This is a genomic window from Streptomyces albireticuli, assembly GCF_002192455.1.
Lineage (GTDB): Bacteria > Actinomycetota > Actinomycetes > Streptomycetales > Streptomycetaceae > Streptomyces > Streptomyces albireticuli_B.
The window spans coordinates 1,714,103-1,730,810 of sequence record NZ_CP021744.1 but is presented as its reverse complement, the minus strand read 5'-3'; the positions used below and the strand labels follow the sequence as shown (position 1 = coordinate 1,730,810).

The 16,708-nt window shown below is 73.7% G+C and carries 12 protein-coding genes; 4 read left to right on the top strand and 8 right to left on the bottom strand.

Annotated elements, in window-relative coordinates; translation table 11 throughout:
* The first annotated feature begins 71 nt into the window (after window positions 1-71).
* Both SMD11_RS07520 and SMD11_RS07515 read left to right on the top strand, forming a co-directional pair.
* A complete protein-coding gene (locus tag SMD11_RS07520; RefSeq protein ID WP_087925698.1) occupies window positions 72-1,568 on the top strand; it encodes an amino acid permease in 1,497 nt (498 codons plus the stop codon).
* Window positions 1,569-1,687: 119 nt separating this feature from the next.
* Window positions 1,688-3,196, top strand: a complete 1,509-nt coding sequence (locus tag SMD11_RS07515) for an ArnT family glycosyltransferase (RefSeq protein ID WP_087925697.1) — start codon at window positions 1,688-1,690, stop codon at window positions 3,194-3,196.
* 59 nt (window positions 3,197-3,255) lie between these two features.
* Here SMD11_RS07515 and SMD11_RS07510 read toward each other — a convergent pair whose 3' ends face one another.
* Window positions 3,256-3,654, bottom strand: a complete 399-nt coding sequence (locus SMD11_RS07510) for an NTP pyrophosphohydrolase (protein ID WP_087925696.1) — start codon at window positions 3,652-3,654, stop codon at window positions 3,256-3,258.
* Window positions 3,655-3,785: 131 nt separating this feature from the next.
* On the opposite strand from SMD11_RS07510, the gene SMD11_RS07505 reads away from it, so the two are divergent.
* A complete protein-coding gene (locus SMD11_RS07505) occupies window positions 3,786-4,874 on the top strand; it encodes a hypothetical protein (RefSeq protein ID WP_087925695.1) in 1,089 nt (362 codons plus the stop codon).
* Window positions 4,875-5,001: 127 nt separating this feature from the next.
* Here SMD11_RS07505 and SMD11_RS07500 read toward each other — a convergent pair whose 3' ends face one another.
* From SMD11_RS07500 to SMD11_RS07485, 4 genes are read right to left on the bottom strand one after another with little or no spacing between them, the layout of a single operon-like run.
* The gene (locus SMD11_RS07500; protein WP_087925694.1) at window positions 5,002-6,084 is read right to left on the bottom strand and encodes a C40 family peptidase; all 1,083 of its coding nucleotides are present in this window, start codon (window positions 6,082-6,084) and stop codon (window positions 5,002-5,004) included.
* A 38-nt stretch (window positions 6,085-6,122) separates the two neighbouring features.
* Entirely contained in the window at window positions 6,123-6,605 is a 483-nt protein-coding gene (locus SMD11_RS07495; RefSeq protein WP_087925693.1) for a poly-gamma-glutamate biosynthesis protein PgsC/CapC, read from the bottom strand.
* Window positions 6,602-7,870, bottom strand: coding sequence for a poly-gamma-glutamate synthase PgsB (gene pgsB / locus SMD11_RS07490; RefSeq protein WP_087925692.1), 1,269 nt, complete (start codon window positions 7,868-7,870; stop codon window positions 6,602-6,604). Before pgsB ends, SMD11_RS07495 begins: the two co-directional genes overlap by 4 nt.
* Before the next feature lie 4 nt (window positions 7,871-7,874).
* A complete protein-coding gene (locus tag SMD11_RS07485; RefSeq protein ID WP_234365951.1) occupies window positions 7,875-10,214 on the bottom strand; it encodes a HAMP domain-containing protein in 2,340 nt (779 codons plus the stop codon).
* Between the two features lie 240 nt (window positions 10,215-10,454).
* Between SMD11_RS07485 and SMD11_RS07480 the strand changes: the two genes are divergently transcribed.
* Complete coding sequence (locus SMD11_RS07480) at window positions 10,455-11,435, top strand: hypothetical protein (RefSeq protein WP_087925691.1); 981 nt, start codon at window positions 10,455-10,457, stop codon at window positions 11,433-11,435.
* A gap of 136 nt (window positions 11,436-11,571) precedes the next feature.
* On the opposite strand, the gene SMD11_RS07475 is transcribed toward SMD11_RS07480, so the two are convergent.
* The 3 genes from SMD11_RS07475 to SMD11_RS07465 form a co-directional block, all read right to left on the bottom strand.
* A complete protein-coding gene (locus SMD11_RS07475; protein ID WP_087925690.1) occupies window positions 11,572-13,701 on the bottom strand; it encodes a 3-hydroxyacyl-CoA dehydrogenase NAD-binding domain-containing protein in 2,130 nt (709 codons plus the stop codon).
* Window positions 13,698-14,918: a thiolase family protein gene (locus SMD11_RS07470; RefSeq protein ID WP_087925689.1), complete on the bottom strand. Its 1,221-nt coding sequence runs from the start codon at window positions 14,916-14,918 to the stop codon at window positions 13,698-13,700. Before SMD11_RS07470 ends, SMD11_RS07475 begins: the two co-directional genes overlap by 4 nt.
* Window positions 14,919-15,335: 417 nt before the next feature.
* Window positions 15,336-16,613 (bottom strand): ribonuclease D, encoded by a 1,278-nt coding sequence (locus SMD11_RS07465; RefSeq protein WP_087925688.1) that lies wholly within the window; start codon window positions 16,611-16,613, stop codon window positions 15,336-15,338.
* Window positions 16,614-16,708 lie beyond the last annotated feature (95 nt).

Here is a 16,708-nt window from a genome sequence, read left to right as displayed (position 1 = left end):
CACTCGCTCAGTTCACGGATGAACGGATGAGCGACGGCCGAGAGAGATCCGAGTCAGGTGGAGGTGGGCCGATGAGCACGGAACAACCCCTCCGGAACAGCCGCGGCGGGCGCGGCGTCTTCCGGACCAAGACGGTGGAGCAGTCCATCCGGGACACCGAGGAGCCGGAGCACGCGCTCAAGAAGTCCCTCACCGCCCTCGACCTCACCGTCTTCGGCGTCGGCGTCGTCATCGGCACCGGCATCTTCGTCCTCACGGGCAAGGTCGCCAAGGAGAACGCCGGCCCCTCGGTGGCGCTCGCCTTCGTCCTCGCCGGCGTCGTGTGCGGGCTCGCGGCGCTCTGCTACGCCGAATTCGCCTCCACCGTGCCGGTGGCCGGCTCCGCGTACACCTTCTCCTACGCCTCCCTCGGCGAGCTGCCCGCGTGGATCATCGGCTGGGACCTGATCCTGGAGCTGGCGCTGGGCTGCGCCGTCGTCGCCGTCGGCTGGTCCGGCTACATCCGCTCGCTGATGGACAACGCGGGCTGGCACCTGCCCGTGGGCCTGGAAGGCACCCACGAGGGCCGCTTCGGCTTCGACATCCTGGCGTGCGCCCTCGTGCTCGTCCTCACCGCGATCCTCGTCCTCGGCATGAAGCTGTCCTCGCGGGTGACGGCCGTCGTGGTCGCCATCAAGGTCACCGTCGTCCTGATCGTGATCATCGTGGGGGCCTTCTTCATCACCGGGTCCAACTACGAGCCCTTCATCCCCGACTCCCAGAGCACCACGGCCGGCAGCGACATCAAGGCACCGCTCATCCAGCTGATCTTCGGCTTCTCGCCGTCGAACTTCGGCGTCATGGGCATCTTCTCCGCGGCCGCCGTCGTCTTCTTCGCCTTCATCGGCTTCGACATCGTGGCCACCGCCGCCGAGGAGACCCGCAACCCCCAGCGCGACGTCCCGCGCGGCATCCTCGGCTCGCTCGCCATCTGCACGATCCTCTACGTGGCCGTGTCCATCGTCGTCACCGGCATGCAGAAGTACAGCGACCTCTCCACCGACGCCCCGCTCGCCGACGCCTTCAAGGCCACCGGCCACCCCTTCTGGGCGGGACTGATCAGCTTCGGCGCGGCCGTCGGCCTCACCACCGTCTGCATGATCCTGCTGCTCGGCCAGAGCCGGGTGTTCTTCGCCATGAGCCGCGACGGGCTGCTGCCCAGGATCTTCTCCCGGGTCCACCCGAAGTACGGCACGCCCTACCGCTCCACGATCCTGCTCGGCGTCGTCGTCGCCGTGCTCGCCGGCTTCACCTCGATCGACGTCCTCGCCGAGCTGGTCAACATCGGCACGCTCTTCGCCTTCGTCGTCGTGGCCCTCGGCGTCGTCCTCCTGCGCCGCTCCCGCCCCGACCTGCCCCGGGCCTTCCGCACCCCGCTCGTCCCCGCCGTGCCCGTCCTGTCCGTCCTCGCCTCCCTGTGGCTGATGCTCAACCTCACCGCCGAGACCTGGCTGCGGTTCGCCGCCTGGATGGTCCTCGGCGTCGTCGTCTACTTCGTCTACGGGCGCTCCCACAGCCGCGTCCCCTGACGGCCCCACCGCCGGGCGGGCCCCGAAGCGGGGCCCGCCCGGCGGCACCTCCCGGCTGGGCCCCGGCCCCGGGGGAGATCGCGGACCGCCGCCCGAGGACGCACCCTAGGTTGACCTGCATGCCCGTCGCACAGCGCGCAGCCGTACCGGCCGGCACCCCCGTCCCGCACGCGCGGCCCCCCTTCGCGCACGAGCCCGCCGCGCCCCCGCGCAACGGCCCCTTCTGGCGCCGTCTGCTGCCCGCGCTGGCCCTCCTCGCCCTCGTCACCCGGCTGCCGTCCTTCGCCCGCCCCCTGTGGAACCCCGACGAGGGCTTCCTCGCCACCGAGGCCCGGATGCTCGGCCAGGGTGCCGTCCTCTACCGCACCGTCGTCGACCGCAAGCCGCCCGTGCTGCCCTGGCTGTACGAGCTGTGCTTCGCGCTCTTCGGCGACGGCTCGCTGCTGCCGGTCAAGGCCCTCGCGGTCCTCGCCCAGCTGCTCACCGCCGTGCTGCTGGCCTCCCTGGCCCGGCGCCGCTGGGGCGAGCGGGCCGGCCGCACCGCCGGGTCGCTCTATCTGCTGGCCTCCGTCTGCCTCGCCCCCGAGGACGCCCAGGCCGCCTGCTTCGAGGTCTTCATGCTGCCGTGGACGGCGGCCGCCATGTGGTGCGCGGACCGGGCCCGCTGGGGCGCCGCCGGGCTGGCGGTCGCGGGCGCGATGCTCACCAAGCAGACCGGGGGAGCGGTCCTCGCGCCCGTACTCCTGATGCTCTGGACCGGCCGCCGGCGCGGGGCGGGCGCCGTCGCCCTGGCGCTCGGCGCCGTCCTGCCGGTGGCCGCCGTCGCCTGGCTGACCGGACCCGCCCGGCTGCTGTTCTGGTCGGTGACCGGCTCGGGGACGTACGCGTCGGTGGCCGGTTCCGTGCCGCTCGCCGTCGACCGGGCTGCGGCGGGCGCGGCCGTCGCCGCGGCGGGCTGCGCGGGGCTGCTCGTCCCGGTCGGCGCCCTGGTCCTCGCCCGCCGCCGCGCCGCGCCGCCCGAGCTGTGGGTCTGGCTCGCCGCCTCCGGCGTCGCCGTCACCACCGGCTTCCACTTCTTCGGGCACTACTACCTCCAGCTCGTTCCGCCGCTCGCCCTGCTCGCCACGTCCGCGCTGTGCGCGTTGCCCCGGCGGGTGCTGCGGGCCGCCGTGGGCCTGTCCGTGGTCTCCTGCGGCTACTTCCTGGGCTGGGGTTTCGCCGACGAACCGCCGGACCTGCCGCACTCCCTGAAGGTCGCCCGGGCCGTCCGCGAGCGCACCCGGCCGACCGCCCGCGTGCTGTTCTGGGGCATGCACCCCGAGCAGTACTGGCTGGCCGACCGCCGCCCCGCGGGGCGCTTCCTGACGGCCGGTCTGCTCACCAACTACAGCGGCGGGCGCGGGCCTTCCCGGGTGGGCGAGGCGTACGGCGTGCCGGGCTCCTGGCCGGTCTTCCGCCGCGAGCTGGCCCGCCGGCCGCCGGAGCTGGTCGTCGACGACTCGCGCGGCAAGCCGTACGCGCCGGGGCGGCTGCCGTCGCTACGGGCCGCGCTGGCACGGTCGTACGAGCGGGTGGGGGCCGTGGACGGTGCGGTGCTGTACGTGTGGAAGGGGCGGGGGACGGGGTGAGGGGGCGGTGGGGCGCGGGTGACGAGGCGGAGCGACGTTCCTCCGCCGTGCCCCGGGCCCTACGGCGCCTGCTCGGGCCCGGGCTCTTCCCGCTCCCGCCGGTGCACCGACCTCGGCCCCAGGACCTCCGCGCCCAGGGCGCGGACGCGCTCGCGCAGCTCCCGGTCCGCGGTGACCACCACGCAGCGCCGCCCCGGGGCCCGCCCGGCCACCAGCTCGACGATCCGGTCGTCGCCGCTGCCCCCGGCGGACTCGACCCGCACGCCCGGCACCGACTCCACGCCGCGCGCGGCGCCCTCCACCACCAGGACGACCTCCGCCGGGTCCACCGGCAGCGCCGGGCCGCCCGCGGCCAGCCGGTCCCGCAGCCGGACGGCGGCGCCCCGGCGGTCGCGCCACCACCCGTCGGGCACCGAACCGACGACATTCGCGGCATCCACGACAAGAAGTGCGGTCATTCCCACAGCCTCGCACGCCCGGTCCGCACGGAAGTTCCCGGGTAGGCACGATGTTATTGTCGAGGGTCGACAAACGGGCGTCGCGCGGAGCGCGCGGGGGGCCCGCGTGCGAGAAAGGCTGGCAGCGAGTCATGGCAGTGCGTACGGCCACCCCGGTCACCGGCTGGCTACTGCGGGGCGGTGACGGCCGGCTGACGGCCTACGCGCCGACCGAGGGCGGTGTCGTGCGCTGGACCGAGACCCGGCCGGGCGGCCCGGAGTGGACCGGCCCGGAGCTGCTGCCCGTGCCCGGCCTGGAGCCCTACCTGTCCATAGCGCAGAGCGCCGAGGGCTACGTCTCCCTGGTCGGCGTGCGCAGGCGGACCGTCACCGGCGACGAGGGCGAGCGGACCGAGACCGAGGTGGTCTACGCGACGCAGTTCCAGCCCGGCCGGCAGCCCACGAACTGGCGGTCGCTGGGCACCCCCCACGGCCAGGACCGGCAGCGCGCCGAGCAGATCGGCGTGCCCGCCGCCGCCGTGGACCGCCACGGCCTGAACGTCTTCGTGCGCAACTCCGGCGGCGGAGTGTGCGGCCGGCGCCAGGACGCGCGCGGGATCTGGGGCCCCTGGCTGGACATGAAGGGCAGTCATGTCCTGGACAGCCTCTCGGCCGGCGCGACGGCGGAGGGCCGCGTGGAACTCGTGGCCCCGGCGGCCGAGTTCGTGCTGCGCTGGCGGCAGGAGCAGCCGGGCGGCCCGTTCCGCCGGATCCGCAACGTCCCGGCCAAGCCGGCCGCGGCCTCCTCGACGTCCGCCCCGACCGGCGACGACCGCATCACCCACTTCTGGCGCGAGGACGGCGACTCCTCGCTCCGCGTGATGCCGCCCGAGGCGGCGGAGACCGAGGAGGGCGCCGAGCCCGAGAGCGTCTCCCTGGGCACGACCGGCGGCGGGCCCGTCGCCGTGCTCCGTACGGTCCTCGACGGCCATGACTGCACGGTCCTCGCCCAGCGCGCCCCTTCCGGGCTGCCCGCGGTCGCCGCGTTCCCCAGCGGGGACGAGACCGTGGAGCCGGTCTGGTCGGAGACCGGCGAGGAGTTCGCCGGCGCGCCCGCGCTGGCGCGCGACGCCCTCGGGCGGGTCGTGGTGGCGGTCCTGGGCATGGACGGCCACCTTCGGGTGGCGCGCCAGCGGACGTCGGAACCGGGGCTGGCGATGGGCGCGTGGGAGCGGGTCTGAGGCCCGACGGCCGCTGACCCCGGGGGCGTGAGCCCCCACCGCGCGGCCGAACCTCACATCGGCGCGACGGCGGGGAAACGTCCCGCTGTCGTCGGGCGGTAGCGGGCGGGGAAACCCCCGCCCGCCGTCAGAGCCGCTTCGCGCTGCGCAGCCCCGTCGCGTAGAAGCCGTTGCCGTCCAGGCGGGCCGTGCCGCCCTTGTCGCCGAACGTCGGGCCGTTGGCCTCCTCGCGGCTGGAGATGAAGCGGGGCTTGCCGTCCGTGTCCAGGCCCAGGTAGATGCCCACGTGGTCCAGACGGTCGCCGGTGCGGCGGTCGATGTCGAAGAAGACGAGGTCGCCCGGCTGGAGCCGGTCGGTGGCCTCGGGGCGCTTGCCGTTCAGCTCCAGGACGGGGACGCCGGGGGAGAGGCGCGCCATGCCGTTGGCCGTGCGGGGCAGGCCGTCGCCCTTCACGTCCTTGCCCATCAGCGGGTAGCGGGCGCGGTAGCCGAAGACGGTGCGCACGAAGCCCGAGCAGTCCATGGCCCGCAGCCGCTGCGGCTCGGGGCGCTCCACGGTGCCGTCCCGGAAGGTGTACGGGATGCCCAGGTAGTCGTAGAAGTCCGACTGCTCCAGGCGCATGTCGCCCGCCTCCGAACCGCCCGGGTTGAGCGGGCCGAACTGGGCGTCGCCCGCGTAGACGAGCCCCTGCGCGTCCTTCTTCTGCGGTGCGCCCTCCAGGTACTCCATGGAGAAGGCGAAGATGTCGGGGTCCTTGCTGCCCAGGGACTTCCCGAACCACTCGGTGAACCAGGCGGCCTTCTCCGAGCCCTCCTTCCACTGCTGCGGCAGCAGCCGCACCCAGCTGTCCGTGGTCACCTTCGCCGAGGTGTACTTCGGTTCGGTGAAGGTACGGCTGGGGCCGGTGAGCACCGCGGTGCGGGCGCCGTCGGTGAAGGTGGCCAGCACCGCGCCGTCCCCGGCGCGGACGACCGTACGGGCCGGGTTGGCGAGCCGCTCGAAGCGCCGCTCGCCGGGCGCCGCCTTGGCGCCCGCGGTGGGCCCGGAGCCGCCCACGGACCGTACCGGCGGCGCGGCCTCCGGCTGCTTGTCGCGCAGCTCCACGGTGAGGTACGCGCTGGCGCCGAGCAGACCGGTCACGACCAGCGCGTGCACCGCGCGGCGGCCGGTCAGGCTCTGCTTCTTGCGGTCCTTGGTCTTCGGGGTCATCAGGCTGCGCTCCGTGAGGGTAAGGAGGGTCAGGCGGGTCAGGCGGTGGGCATGAAGCCGAGCAGGATGCCGGCGGTGAGGACGACGTAGTTGGCCAGCGAGACCGTGCCCGTGGCCAGCAGCGTCGCGCCCTTCGGCTGGCGGACCAGCTGATAGGCGATCAGGCCCGGGACGATGAAGCCGAGCGTCTGGTTGGCGTACATCAGCGGGAACTGCTGCTGGAGGATGATGTGCAGGGTCGCCTGGAGCACCACGCCGGTGAGCACGACCGCGGCGAACAGCCGCTTGCCGTAGAGGATCACGTACCGCTGGAGCAGCAGCGTGGACAGGTACGTCAGCACGGTGATGCCGACCACCATGGCCGCGCGCTGGAGGTCCTCGACCAGGGTGAGGGCCAGCCAGCCGGGGGTGATCATGCCACCGGGGGAGAGGTTGGTCGTCAGATAGCAGACCAGCGAGAACAGCAGGCCCAGGGCGATCCCGATGGCGGCGATCTCCGGGGTGAGGACGGCGGGGATCAACGGAAGTCTCCTGTGGGCTCTATATACGTCGGGACATACACGGGGGGCTCCTCCGGCTCCGCCGGCCGCTCGGCCTGCGCCGCCTCGTCCGCCGGCAGCTCGGCCAGCCGCTCCAGCAGCAGCTCGCCCTGGCCGTGGATGTTGCCGATGGCCACCAGCGAGGCGCCCGGGCCGAGCCGGCCCAGGATCTCGCGCTCCAGTTCGGCCGGGTCGCGGCGGTCACCGCCCAGGTCGACGACACGGTCGCGCCACTCGGCGGGGATCGCGTCGGCGGCGCTCTTGGTGGGATGGCCGATGAGGAAGACCGAGTCGGGGGCCAGCCGGGGGATGATCTCGCCCATCTGCCCGTTGCGCTCGACACGGTCGGGGCGGCAGTTGATCAGCACGTGCAGCGGCCGCTCGATGGCGCCGAGGCCGAGCAGCTGCTCGACGTTCATCAGCGTCGACTCGGGGTCGTTGGCCGCGAAGACGTTGGCGAAGCGGAACGGCACGCCCTCGGGGGTGCGGTAGCGCTCCACGGACAGCACACCGGGGTCCGGCGGCGCGTCGTACATCCCCTGGAGGGCCGTGGCGCGCTCGACGCCCAGCAGCTCGGCGACGGCCAGCGCGATGGCGACGTTCTCCTTGAACGTGAACCAGCTGAAGCCGCGCAGCTCCGCGTCGGTGACCGTCTCCGGGTCCACCGCGATCAGCCGGCAGTCGCGCTTGTCTGCCTCCTCCTGGAGGATGTGCAGCCGGTCGACCTCGGCCGTCACACAGATCCCGCCGTGCGGCATGGACCGGCTCAGCGACCGGGCGACGTCGTCCAGGGTCGGGCCCATCTCGGCCAGGTGGTCCTCACGGACGTTGCACAGCACACCGATCGTGGAGCGGATCAGCTTGGTCTGGTTGACCTCCTGGAGCGCCGGCATCACCGCCATGCACTCGATCACCAGGGCGTGCGGGCGGTACGCGGCGGCGCGCCGCACGATGCCGATCTGCTCGACGACGTTGGCGATGCCGAACTTGCGGTAGACCGGCTCCTCGGTGGCGTCCGGGTGGATGAAGCGGGCCGCGGTGCCGGTGGTCTTGGCGACCGTGACCAGCCCGCCGCCGCGCAGCGCCCCCGCGCACAGCCGGGTGATGGAGCTCTTGCCCCGGATGCCGTTGATCAGCACCCGGGTGGGGATGAGGTCGAGGTTGGTGAAGTGCCGGCGCTGCTCGATCACCCCGGCGACCAGCACGATCGCACAGCAGATCACCAGGACCGTGTAGAGGAAGAGCACGGGGTCAGTTCCTTCCGGAGGGTCGCGCCAGCCGCTGCCGGATCAGCTCCAGGTTGCGGACGACGGCGCCGACCTCGTCGTGGTGCTGCGGGAACAGCACGGTCTTCCGGTCGCCCGCCGCCAGCGCCTCCGCCTTGTCGGCGAGCGAGCGCAGCGGCCGGACGACGATGATGTGCAGCCAGCCCAGGCAGGCGACGGCCGCGGTCACGCCCAGCAGGCCGGCGAGCATGGTGTGCCGCTCGGCGGTGTACTCGGGCAGCTTCAGCCAGGACGTCGGCTGCTCGCTGACGACCTGCCACTCCAGGCCCTTGACCGCGCCGCCGCCGGTGAAGGGCGCGGCCGCCGCGAGGGACGCCGAGCGGGCCGAGCGGTGCAGGACCGCCTTGCCGTCGCTGTCCTTGCGGGCCTTGGCGGCCAGGGAGTCGAGGTGGCCGCCGGGCAGCTTGCTGAACGCGCGGAAGCCGTGCTGGCGGTCGGCGGCGATGACGCGGTGCTTCTTGTCGACCAGCCAGACCTGGCCGAGGCCGGGCCGGGTGACCATCGAGATGAGGAACTGCGGGTCGTACTCGCCGACGAGGGTGCGGCCGTTGCCGTCCGGCACGGCGGCGTACGCGGCGACGGCCGGCTCCTTGCCGGAGGTGTTGAGCTGGGCGACGGAGTCCGGGTACGGCTTGCGCCCGGCCGGGTGGCGGGGCGAGGCACCGGCCCGGGCGACGACCTTGCCGTCGCCGTCCAGGACGTAGACGGCGCGGTAGCGGGGGTGCTCGCGCAGGGTCGTCTCCAGGACGCTCTTGTCGGCGGCGGTGTCCTTGGCCGCCTTCTTGTCGTCCTTCTCGTCCTTGCCGTCCTTGGCCGGGTCCTTCGTGCCCGCGCCGACGATCTGGGCGACCGAGGCGACGTCCGCCCAGCCCTCGTTGAGCGCCTTGCGGACCCGGTCGGCGGCGGTGTCGGTGCGCCGCCGCTGGTCCTCGACGAGCTGCTTGGGCACCGTCACGGAACCGCCCGCGCGGTTGAGCAGCAGCAGGAGCGGCGCGGCCCAGGCGAGCAGCAGCACCCCGCAGACCACGACGGTGCCGCGGGTGCCGAAGCCGCCGCGGGCCCGGCCGGTGCGCGTGGGGCGCTCGCCGAGGCTCTGGCGGCGCAGGCTCTCCAGTGCGGCGCCGATCCGGGCCGGCTCACGGCCCCGGAAGCGCCGGACCGGCCGGTCGAGTTCACCGCGGCCGAGCCTGCGGCTCTCCAGGTACAGCTGGAGCAGCGGCCGCTGGACCGTACGCATCAGCACCCAGGTCACGACCAGTGCCAGGACCAGCAGCACGCCCGCCGCCACCAGGCCGAACGCCTGGGTGCGGACGGCCGCCGGGTCGCCGGTGACCTTGACCGAGGTGATCACCGAGAGACCGAGGCCGCCGGCGGGGCTGTCCTCACCGGGCGCGCGGCCGGCCGCCGCGTAGCCCACGGCCGTGCGGCGGTCGCTGTCGCCGCCGCCCGTACGGGCCATCAGGTGGCCGCTGGCGCCGGGGTGGCCGCCGGGCTCGGGGGTCCTGGTGAAGTTCGAGGCCGCGGTGCGGGCGGCCTGCTTGGCCCAGGACGTACGGGCCACGGGCGGGCCGTCGCTGGCGAGCACTGTGCCGGCCGAGTCGACGACCAGCAGGGAGCGGTTCTCGCCGGTGGAGATGCCGGGGACGTTGAGGGTGCCGGAGGCGACGAGCAGCCGGGGCCGGTCGCCGCCCCGCAGCGGGGCCGTGACCAGCATCCGGGTCTCGCCCGAGCGCAGCCGCACCAGCTGCGGGGCGGGGGCGGTCAGCTCGCCGGTCCCGGGCGACTTGCCGTCCTTGCCCTTGTCGCCCTTGTCGCCCTTGTCGCCCTTGTCGCCCTGGGCGGTTCCGGCGGTCCCGCCCTCCGTCGTGCCCTTGGCGTCCTTGAGGAGGGAGGCGAGCGGGATGTTCTCGCCGCGCGCGGCGAGCAGGGTACCGTCGGCCGGGTCGATGACGGCGGTGCCGCGCCACTTGTTGTAGACCTTGCCGAGCTTGTCCAGGGCCGTGTCGGCCGCCACGGGCTCGGGGCCCGCGAAGAGGGTCGCGGCGCGCTGGAGGTCGGTGACGCTCTCGTCGAGGGAGGCGCGCAGCGACAGGGCGCCGTCCTCGGCCACCCGCTGCTGCGAGCCGAGTATCGCCGTGTCGGTGCCCGCCCGGTCGCGGTCGCCCAGGACGAGCGCCGTCGCGCCGGCCACGGCCAGCAGCAGTGCCAGCAGCGCGGCTATCGGCGGCCGGGCGCCACCCAGCAGGGGCATGTCGGCGCGGCGGCGTATCTTGCGCCGGCGCGTGCCGCGCGAAGCGGACAACATGGTTCCTTTCGACCGCGGCACGGCGTTGCCGGGACGACGGGAGGGGTGGAGTTGTCTGCGGCGCGTGCGGGTGAGGGCTGGGGAGAGCCGGGGGCCGTTGAATCCTAAGCAATAATTAAAGCGTTTCCAAAATGTCTGTGGCGACACGCCCCATGTACGTGCGTCTGTCGGGAACTTGGCGTATAGGGCGGTGGGTGTGCTTTGCCAAGTCGAATGTCCGGAAGGGGTAATTTTACCGACATGAGACTCAAGTCGGGCGGCGCCCGCGCCCTCGCGCTGCTCGCGGTCCTCACGCTCGTGGGGCTCACGGGATGTTCGTCCCCGGCCGGCTCCGGCCCGCCCGCCACCGCCCCGGCCCGGGTCGGCACGCCCGGTTCCGTCGACCTCCGGCAGCGGATCACGGACTTCACCGACCGCATCACCGCGGGCGGGCGCTACCAGGTGCCCGGCGAGCGTGACCGCCGAGCCGTCGCCGACGGCGTACGCGCGCTGCTCGACGGCCACCGCGCCGGCGCCGAACGGGCCCTGGCCAAGGTCGGCTACACCGTACGGGCCCTCGTGGACCGGGACGGCGGGCAGCAGGTCGCCGAGATCGCCGACGCCACGGCGGACGGGGAGGCGCGGCGCGGCTGGGGCCGGGTCTACGTGGATCTGCGCGGCCCGGCCCGCTGGCAGGTGCAGGTCCCGCACCCCACGGCCGACCTGCGCACCGAACAGCTCGGCATCGGGCTGCTGCGGGGGACGCCCGGCGGCGTCCTGGTCCTGGCCGGCGCGCACCGGGCGGCGGGCGGCTCCTCGACGGAGGGTGCGGCGGACGCGCCGGACGTGGCCGACGTGGCTCATCGCCGGGACTCCGTCTTCGCGGCCGTCTCCGACGCGCTCGCCGACCGCGAGCTTCCGGCCGTCCAGGTGCACGGCTTCGCCGACAGCAGCCTGCCCGACCAGGACGTCGTCGTCTCGACGGGCAAGGGCGACGCCGGGCTCCGGTGGGCCCGCCGCCTGGCCGGGGAACTGCGCGCGCGGGACCTGCGCGTGTGCGAGGTGTGGGAGCGCTACTGCGGCCGCCTGGAGGGCCGCACGAACGTCGAGGGCGACCACGCGGCGGCGGTGGGGGTGCCGTTCCTGCACGTGGAGCACAACCGCCGGGTGCGGATGGACGACGGGCTCGTGGCGGAGGCGGTGGCGGCGCTGAGGGAGGTGACGCGGCGCTGGGGCGGGTAGAGCGTGCGGGCGGCGGCCAGGGGGGCACGGAGCTCGGCCGGCTCCGCGCGTCCCCGGACCGGGAAACGCCGGAGCGCCGAGCGGGTTCCGACCAACCCGCCCGGCGCTCCGGGCCATTCCGGTGTCACGCCCGGTGTTACGCCGGCACGCTCGCCACGCCCGGCGCCAGGAAGCGCCGGCCCGTGGCCCGCTCGGAGACGCCCTCGCGGTCCAGGTACGGCGTGATGCCGCCCAGGTGGAAGGGCCAGCCCGCGCCCGTGATCAGGCACAGGTCGATGTCCTGGGCCTCGGCGACGACGCCCTCGTCCAGCATCAGGCCGATCTCCTGCGCGACGGCGTCCAGGACCCGGTCGCGCACCTGCTCCTCGGTCAGGACGACGTCGCCCTGCTTCAGGAGCGCCGCGACCTCGGGGTCCAGCTCCGGCTTGCCGGAGTCGTAGACGTAGAAGCCGCGCTTGCCGGCCTTGACCACGGCGGCCAGGTTCGGCGAGACGGTGAAGCGGTCCGGGAAGGCGCGGTTGAGCGTCTCGGAGACGTGCAGACCGATCGCCGGGCCGACCAGCTCCAGCAGCACCAGCGGCGACATCGGCAGACCGAGCGGCTCGACGGCCTTCTCGGCCACCGCGACCGGCGTGCCCTCGTCGATGACGTTCTGGATCTCGCCCATGAAGCGGGTCAGGATGCGGTTGACGACGAACGCCGGGGCGTCCTTCACCAGCACCGCGGTCTTCTTCAGCTTCTTGGCGACGCCGAAGGCGGTGGCCAGCGACGCGTCGTCGGTCCGCTCGCCGCGGACGATCTCCAGGAGCGGGAGGATCGCGACCGGGTTGAAGAAGTGGAAGCCCACGACCCGCTCGGGGTGCTTGAGCTTTGACGCCATCTCGGTGACGGACAGCGAGGAGGTGTTGGTGGCGAGGATGGTGTGCGCGGGCACCACCGCCTCGACCTCGGCGAACACCTGCTGCTTGACGCCCATCTCCTCGAAGACGGCCTCGATGACGAAGTCCGCGTCGCCGAAGGCGGCGGCCTTGTCGAGGGAGCCCGTCACGGAGGCCTTGAGGCGGTTGGCCTTGTCCTGGCCGATGCGGCCCTTGGCGAGCAGCTTGTCGATCTCGCCGTGGACGTAGCCGACGCCCTTGTCGATCCGCTCCTGGTCGATGTCGGTCAGCACGACCGGCACCTCCAGGCGGCGCAGGAACAGCAGCGCGAGCTGAGAGGCCATCAGGCCGGCGCCGACGACGCCCACCTTGGTGACCGGGCGGGCCAGCGAGCGGTCCGGGGCACCGGCCGGGCGCTTGGCGCGCTTCTGCACCAGGTTGAAGGCGTAGATGCCGCTGCGCAGCTCGCCGCCCATGATCAGGTCCGCGAGGGCCTTGTCCTCGGCGTCGAAGCCGGCGGCCAGGTCGCCGTTCTTCGCCGCGGAGATGATCTCCAGCGCGCGGTAGGCGGCCGGGGCCGCGCCGTGCACCTTGGAGTCCGCGATGAACCGGCCGCGCTCGACGGCCTGGTCCCAGGCCTCGCCGCGGTCGACCTCGGGGCGGGAGACCTCGGTCTCGCCGTTCAGCACGGAGGCGGTCCAGAGCAGCGACTGCTCCAGGAAGTCCGCGCCCTCGAAGAGCGCGTCGGCGATGCCCAGCTCGAAGACCTGCTTGCCGCGCAGCTGCTTGTTCTGGCTGAGCGAGTTCTCGATGATCACCGAGACCGCGCGGTCCGCGCCGATGAGGTTCGGCAGCAGCGTGCAGCCGCCCCAGCCCGGGACGAGACCGAGGAAGACCTCGGGCAGCGAGAAGGCGGGGATCGCCTTCGACACCGTGCGGTACGAGCAGTGCAGACCGACCTCGACGCCGCCGCCCATGGCCGCGCCGTTGTAGTACGCGAAGGTCGGCACCGCCAGCGACGACAGCCGCTTGAAGACGTCGTGGCCGCCCTTGCCGATGGCCAGCGCGTCCTCGTGGCGGGCGAGCAGCTCGACGCCCTTGAGGTCGGCGCCGACCGCGAAGATGAACGGCTTGCCGGTGACGCCGACGCCGGTGATCTTCCCGTCCCGGGCCTCCGCCTCGACCTGGTCGATCGCGGCGCTGAGGTTCGCCAGCGACCGGGGGCCGAACGTGGTCGGCTTGGTGTGGTCCAGGCCGTTGTCCAGCGTGATGAGCGCGAAGGTGCCCGCGCCCTTGGGGAGGTCGAAGTGGCGCACGTGCGCCTGGGTCACGACCTCGCCCGGGAACAGCTCCGCCGCGCCCTTGAGAAGTTCAGCGGTGGTGCTCACTTGTTGCCTCCGTCGAAGTGCGGGTTCTCCCAGATGACCGTTCCGCCCATGCCGAGGCCGACACACATCGAGGTGAGGCCGTAGCGGACGTGCGGCTGCTCCTCGAACTGGCGGGCCAGCTGCGTCATCAGACGCACGCCCGACGAGGCCAGCGGGTGGCCGAACGCGATCGCGCCGCCGTACTGGTTGACGCGCGGGTCGTCGTCCGCGATGCCGTAGTGGTCCAGGAGCGCGAGCACCTGCACCGCGTAGGCCTCGTTCAGCTCGAACAGACCGATGTCGTCGATGGTCAGGCCCGCCTTGGCGAGGGCCTTCTCCGTCGCCGGGATCGGGCCGTAGCCCATCACCTCGGGCTCGACGCCCACGTAGGCGTAGGAGACCAGGCGCATCCGGACCGGCAGGCCCAGCTCGCGCGCCGCGTCCTCGGAGGCGATCAGCGAGGCGGTGGCGCCGTCGTTGAGGCCGGAGGCGTTGCCCGGGGTGACCCGGCCGTGCGGGCGGAACGGGGTCTTGAGGCCCGCGAGACCCTCCATGGTGGTGCCCGGGCGCATCGGCTCGTCGGCCGTGACCAGGCCCCAGCCCAGCTCCCCGCCCTCGGGCGTGGTGCGGCGCACGGAGATCGGCACCAGGTCGGCCTGGATCTTGCCGTCGGCGTACGCCTTGGCGGCCTTCTCCTGGCTGCGGACCGCGTACGCGTCCGCGCGCTCCTTGGTGAGGTGCGGGAAGCGGTCGTGCAGGTTCTCCGCCGTCATACCCATGACGAGGGCGGAGTCGTCGACCAGCTTCTCCGACACGAAGCGCGGGTTGGGGTCGACGCCCTCGCCCATCGGGTGCCGGCCCATGTGCTCGACACCGCCCGCGAGGGCGACGTCGTAGGCACCGAAGGCGACGCCACCGGCGACGGTCGTCACGGCGGTCATCGCGCCGGCGCACATCCGGTCGATGGACATGCCGGGCACGGTCTGCGGCAGGCCCGCCAGCATGCCGGCCGTGCGGCCCAGGGTCAGGCCCTGGTCGCCGATCTGCGTGGTCGCGGCGATGGCGACCTCGTCGATCTTGGCGGGGTCCAGGTCCGGGTTGCGGCGCAGCAGCTCACGGATGCACTTGATGACCAGGTCGTCGGCGCGGGTCTCGTGGTAGATGCCCTTCGGGCCCGCCTTGCCGAACGGGGTGCGGACGCCGTCGACGAAGACGACGTCCCTAGCGGTACGAGGCACGTTGGCTCTCCTCCATGTGCGGGATCGCTGCGCGCGGGCATGCCGGTACGGCTCCGCCGCGGTGCGGGCTGACACCGTCATGCTACTTGCGGGTAACCACGCTGCACAGACCCCTCGGCGGGAGCGGCGAAGGTCACATTCCGTGTGCGGTGGCGGTGCGGCGGCGGCTGTGGGCGCGGCGGGTCCGGCACCGCCGGGCACCGCTCGGTGGGCCGAGCGCCGTCGCGGCGGAAAAAAGGGCCCCTGCCCCGCCCCTTCCCGTTTCCCGGGGGCAGGCCCCCGGACCCCCGACGGGGCCGGGGCGCGGCCCGGGAAACGGTGACAGGGCGGGGCAGGGGCCCCGGCTCCGCCGCGACGGAGCTCGGCTCGGTACGAGGGTGCCCGGCGGCGCCGGACCACCTCAGCCGTGGAATCCGTTCAGGCCGCGGCCTCCGTCAGGGCCTTCACCAGGGGTGGGGTCACCTGTTCGATCTGCCACGCGCGGGCGCCGTGCGCGGCGAGGACCTCCGCCACCGCCTCCGGCGTCGCCGTCTTCGGGGGCTCCCAGCACAGGCGGCGCACGGTGTCCGGGGCGATCAGGTTCTCCTGCGGCATGGTGAGCCGCTCGGCCAGCGCGGACACCGCCGTGCGGGCCGCGGACAGCCGGGCCGCCGCGGCCGGGTCCTTGTCCGCCCAGGCGCGGGGCGGCGGCGGGCCGGTCAGCGGCTGGCCGGGCTGCGGGAGCTCGTGGTCCGGGATCGCGCGGGCGCGGTCGACCGCCGCCTGCCACTGCTCCAGCTGCTTGCGGCTCATCCGGTGGCCGAAGCCGGGCAGCGCGGCCAGCGCCTGCGCGTTCGGCGGCATGTTCAGCGCGGCCTCGACGATCGCGGCGTCGCCGAGCACCTTGCCCGGCGAGACGTCGCGCCGCTGGGCGATGAGGTCGCGCGCGGTCCACAGCTCGCGGACCACGGCCATCTGCCGCCGCCGCCGGACCTTGTGCATCCCGGACGTACGGCGCCAGGGGTCCTTGCGCGGCGGGGCGGGCGGGGCGGCGGCGATCGCCGCGAACTCCTGGCGGGCCCACTCCAGCTTCCCCTGCCGGTCCAGCTCCTCCTCCAGCGCGTCGCGCAGGTCGACGAGGAGCTCCACGTCGAGCGCGGCGTAGCGCAGCCAGGGGTCGGGCAGTGGGCGGGTGGACCAGTCGACGGCGGAGTGGCCCTTCTCCAGGGCGTACCCCAGGACGTTCTCGACCATGGCGCCGAGTCCCACCCGGGCGAATCCGGCGAGCCGTCCCGCCAGCTCCGTGTCGAAGAGCCGCGACGGCGTCATCCCTATCTCCCGCAGGCACGGCAGGTCCTGCGTGGCCGCGTGCAGCACCCATTCGGCGTCGCCGACGGCCTCGCCGAGCGAGGACAGGTCGGGGCAGCCGACGGGGTCGATCAGGGTCGAGCCGGCGCCCTCGCGGCGCAGCTGCACGAGATAGGCGCGCTGGCCGTAGCGGTAGCCGGAGGCGCGCTCCGCGTCCACCGCGACGGGGCCCGTGCCGGCCGCGAACGCCGCGACGATCCGGGCCAGGGCATCGTTGTCAGCGACGACGGGCGGGATGCCCTCGCGTGGCTCCAACAGGGGAATCGGCGCCGAATCGACGTCGGCCGGGGGGTCGCCCCCGGGGGTTCGCAGTGTCGTGTCTGCTGCGGTCTCTTGGGCGTCGGTCACCGGTCAAGGGTATCTGTGTATGGCAAGCGCCCGTCGACGGAACGTCCCCGTCGACGGGCGTGGTGTCGTGCGGCGGGCGTTTCGGGACCCGATCG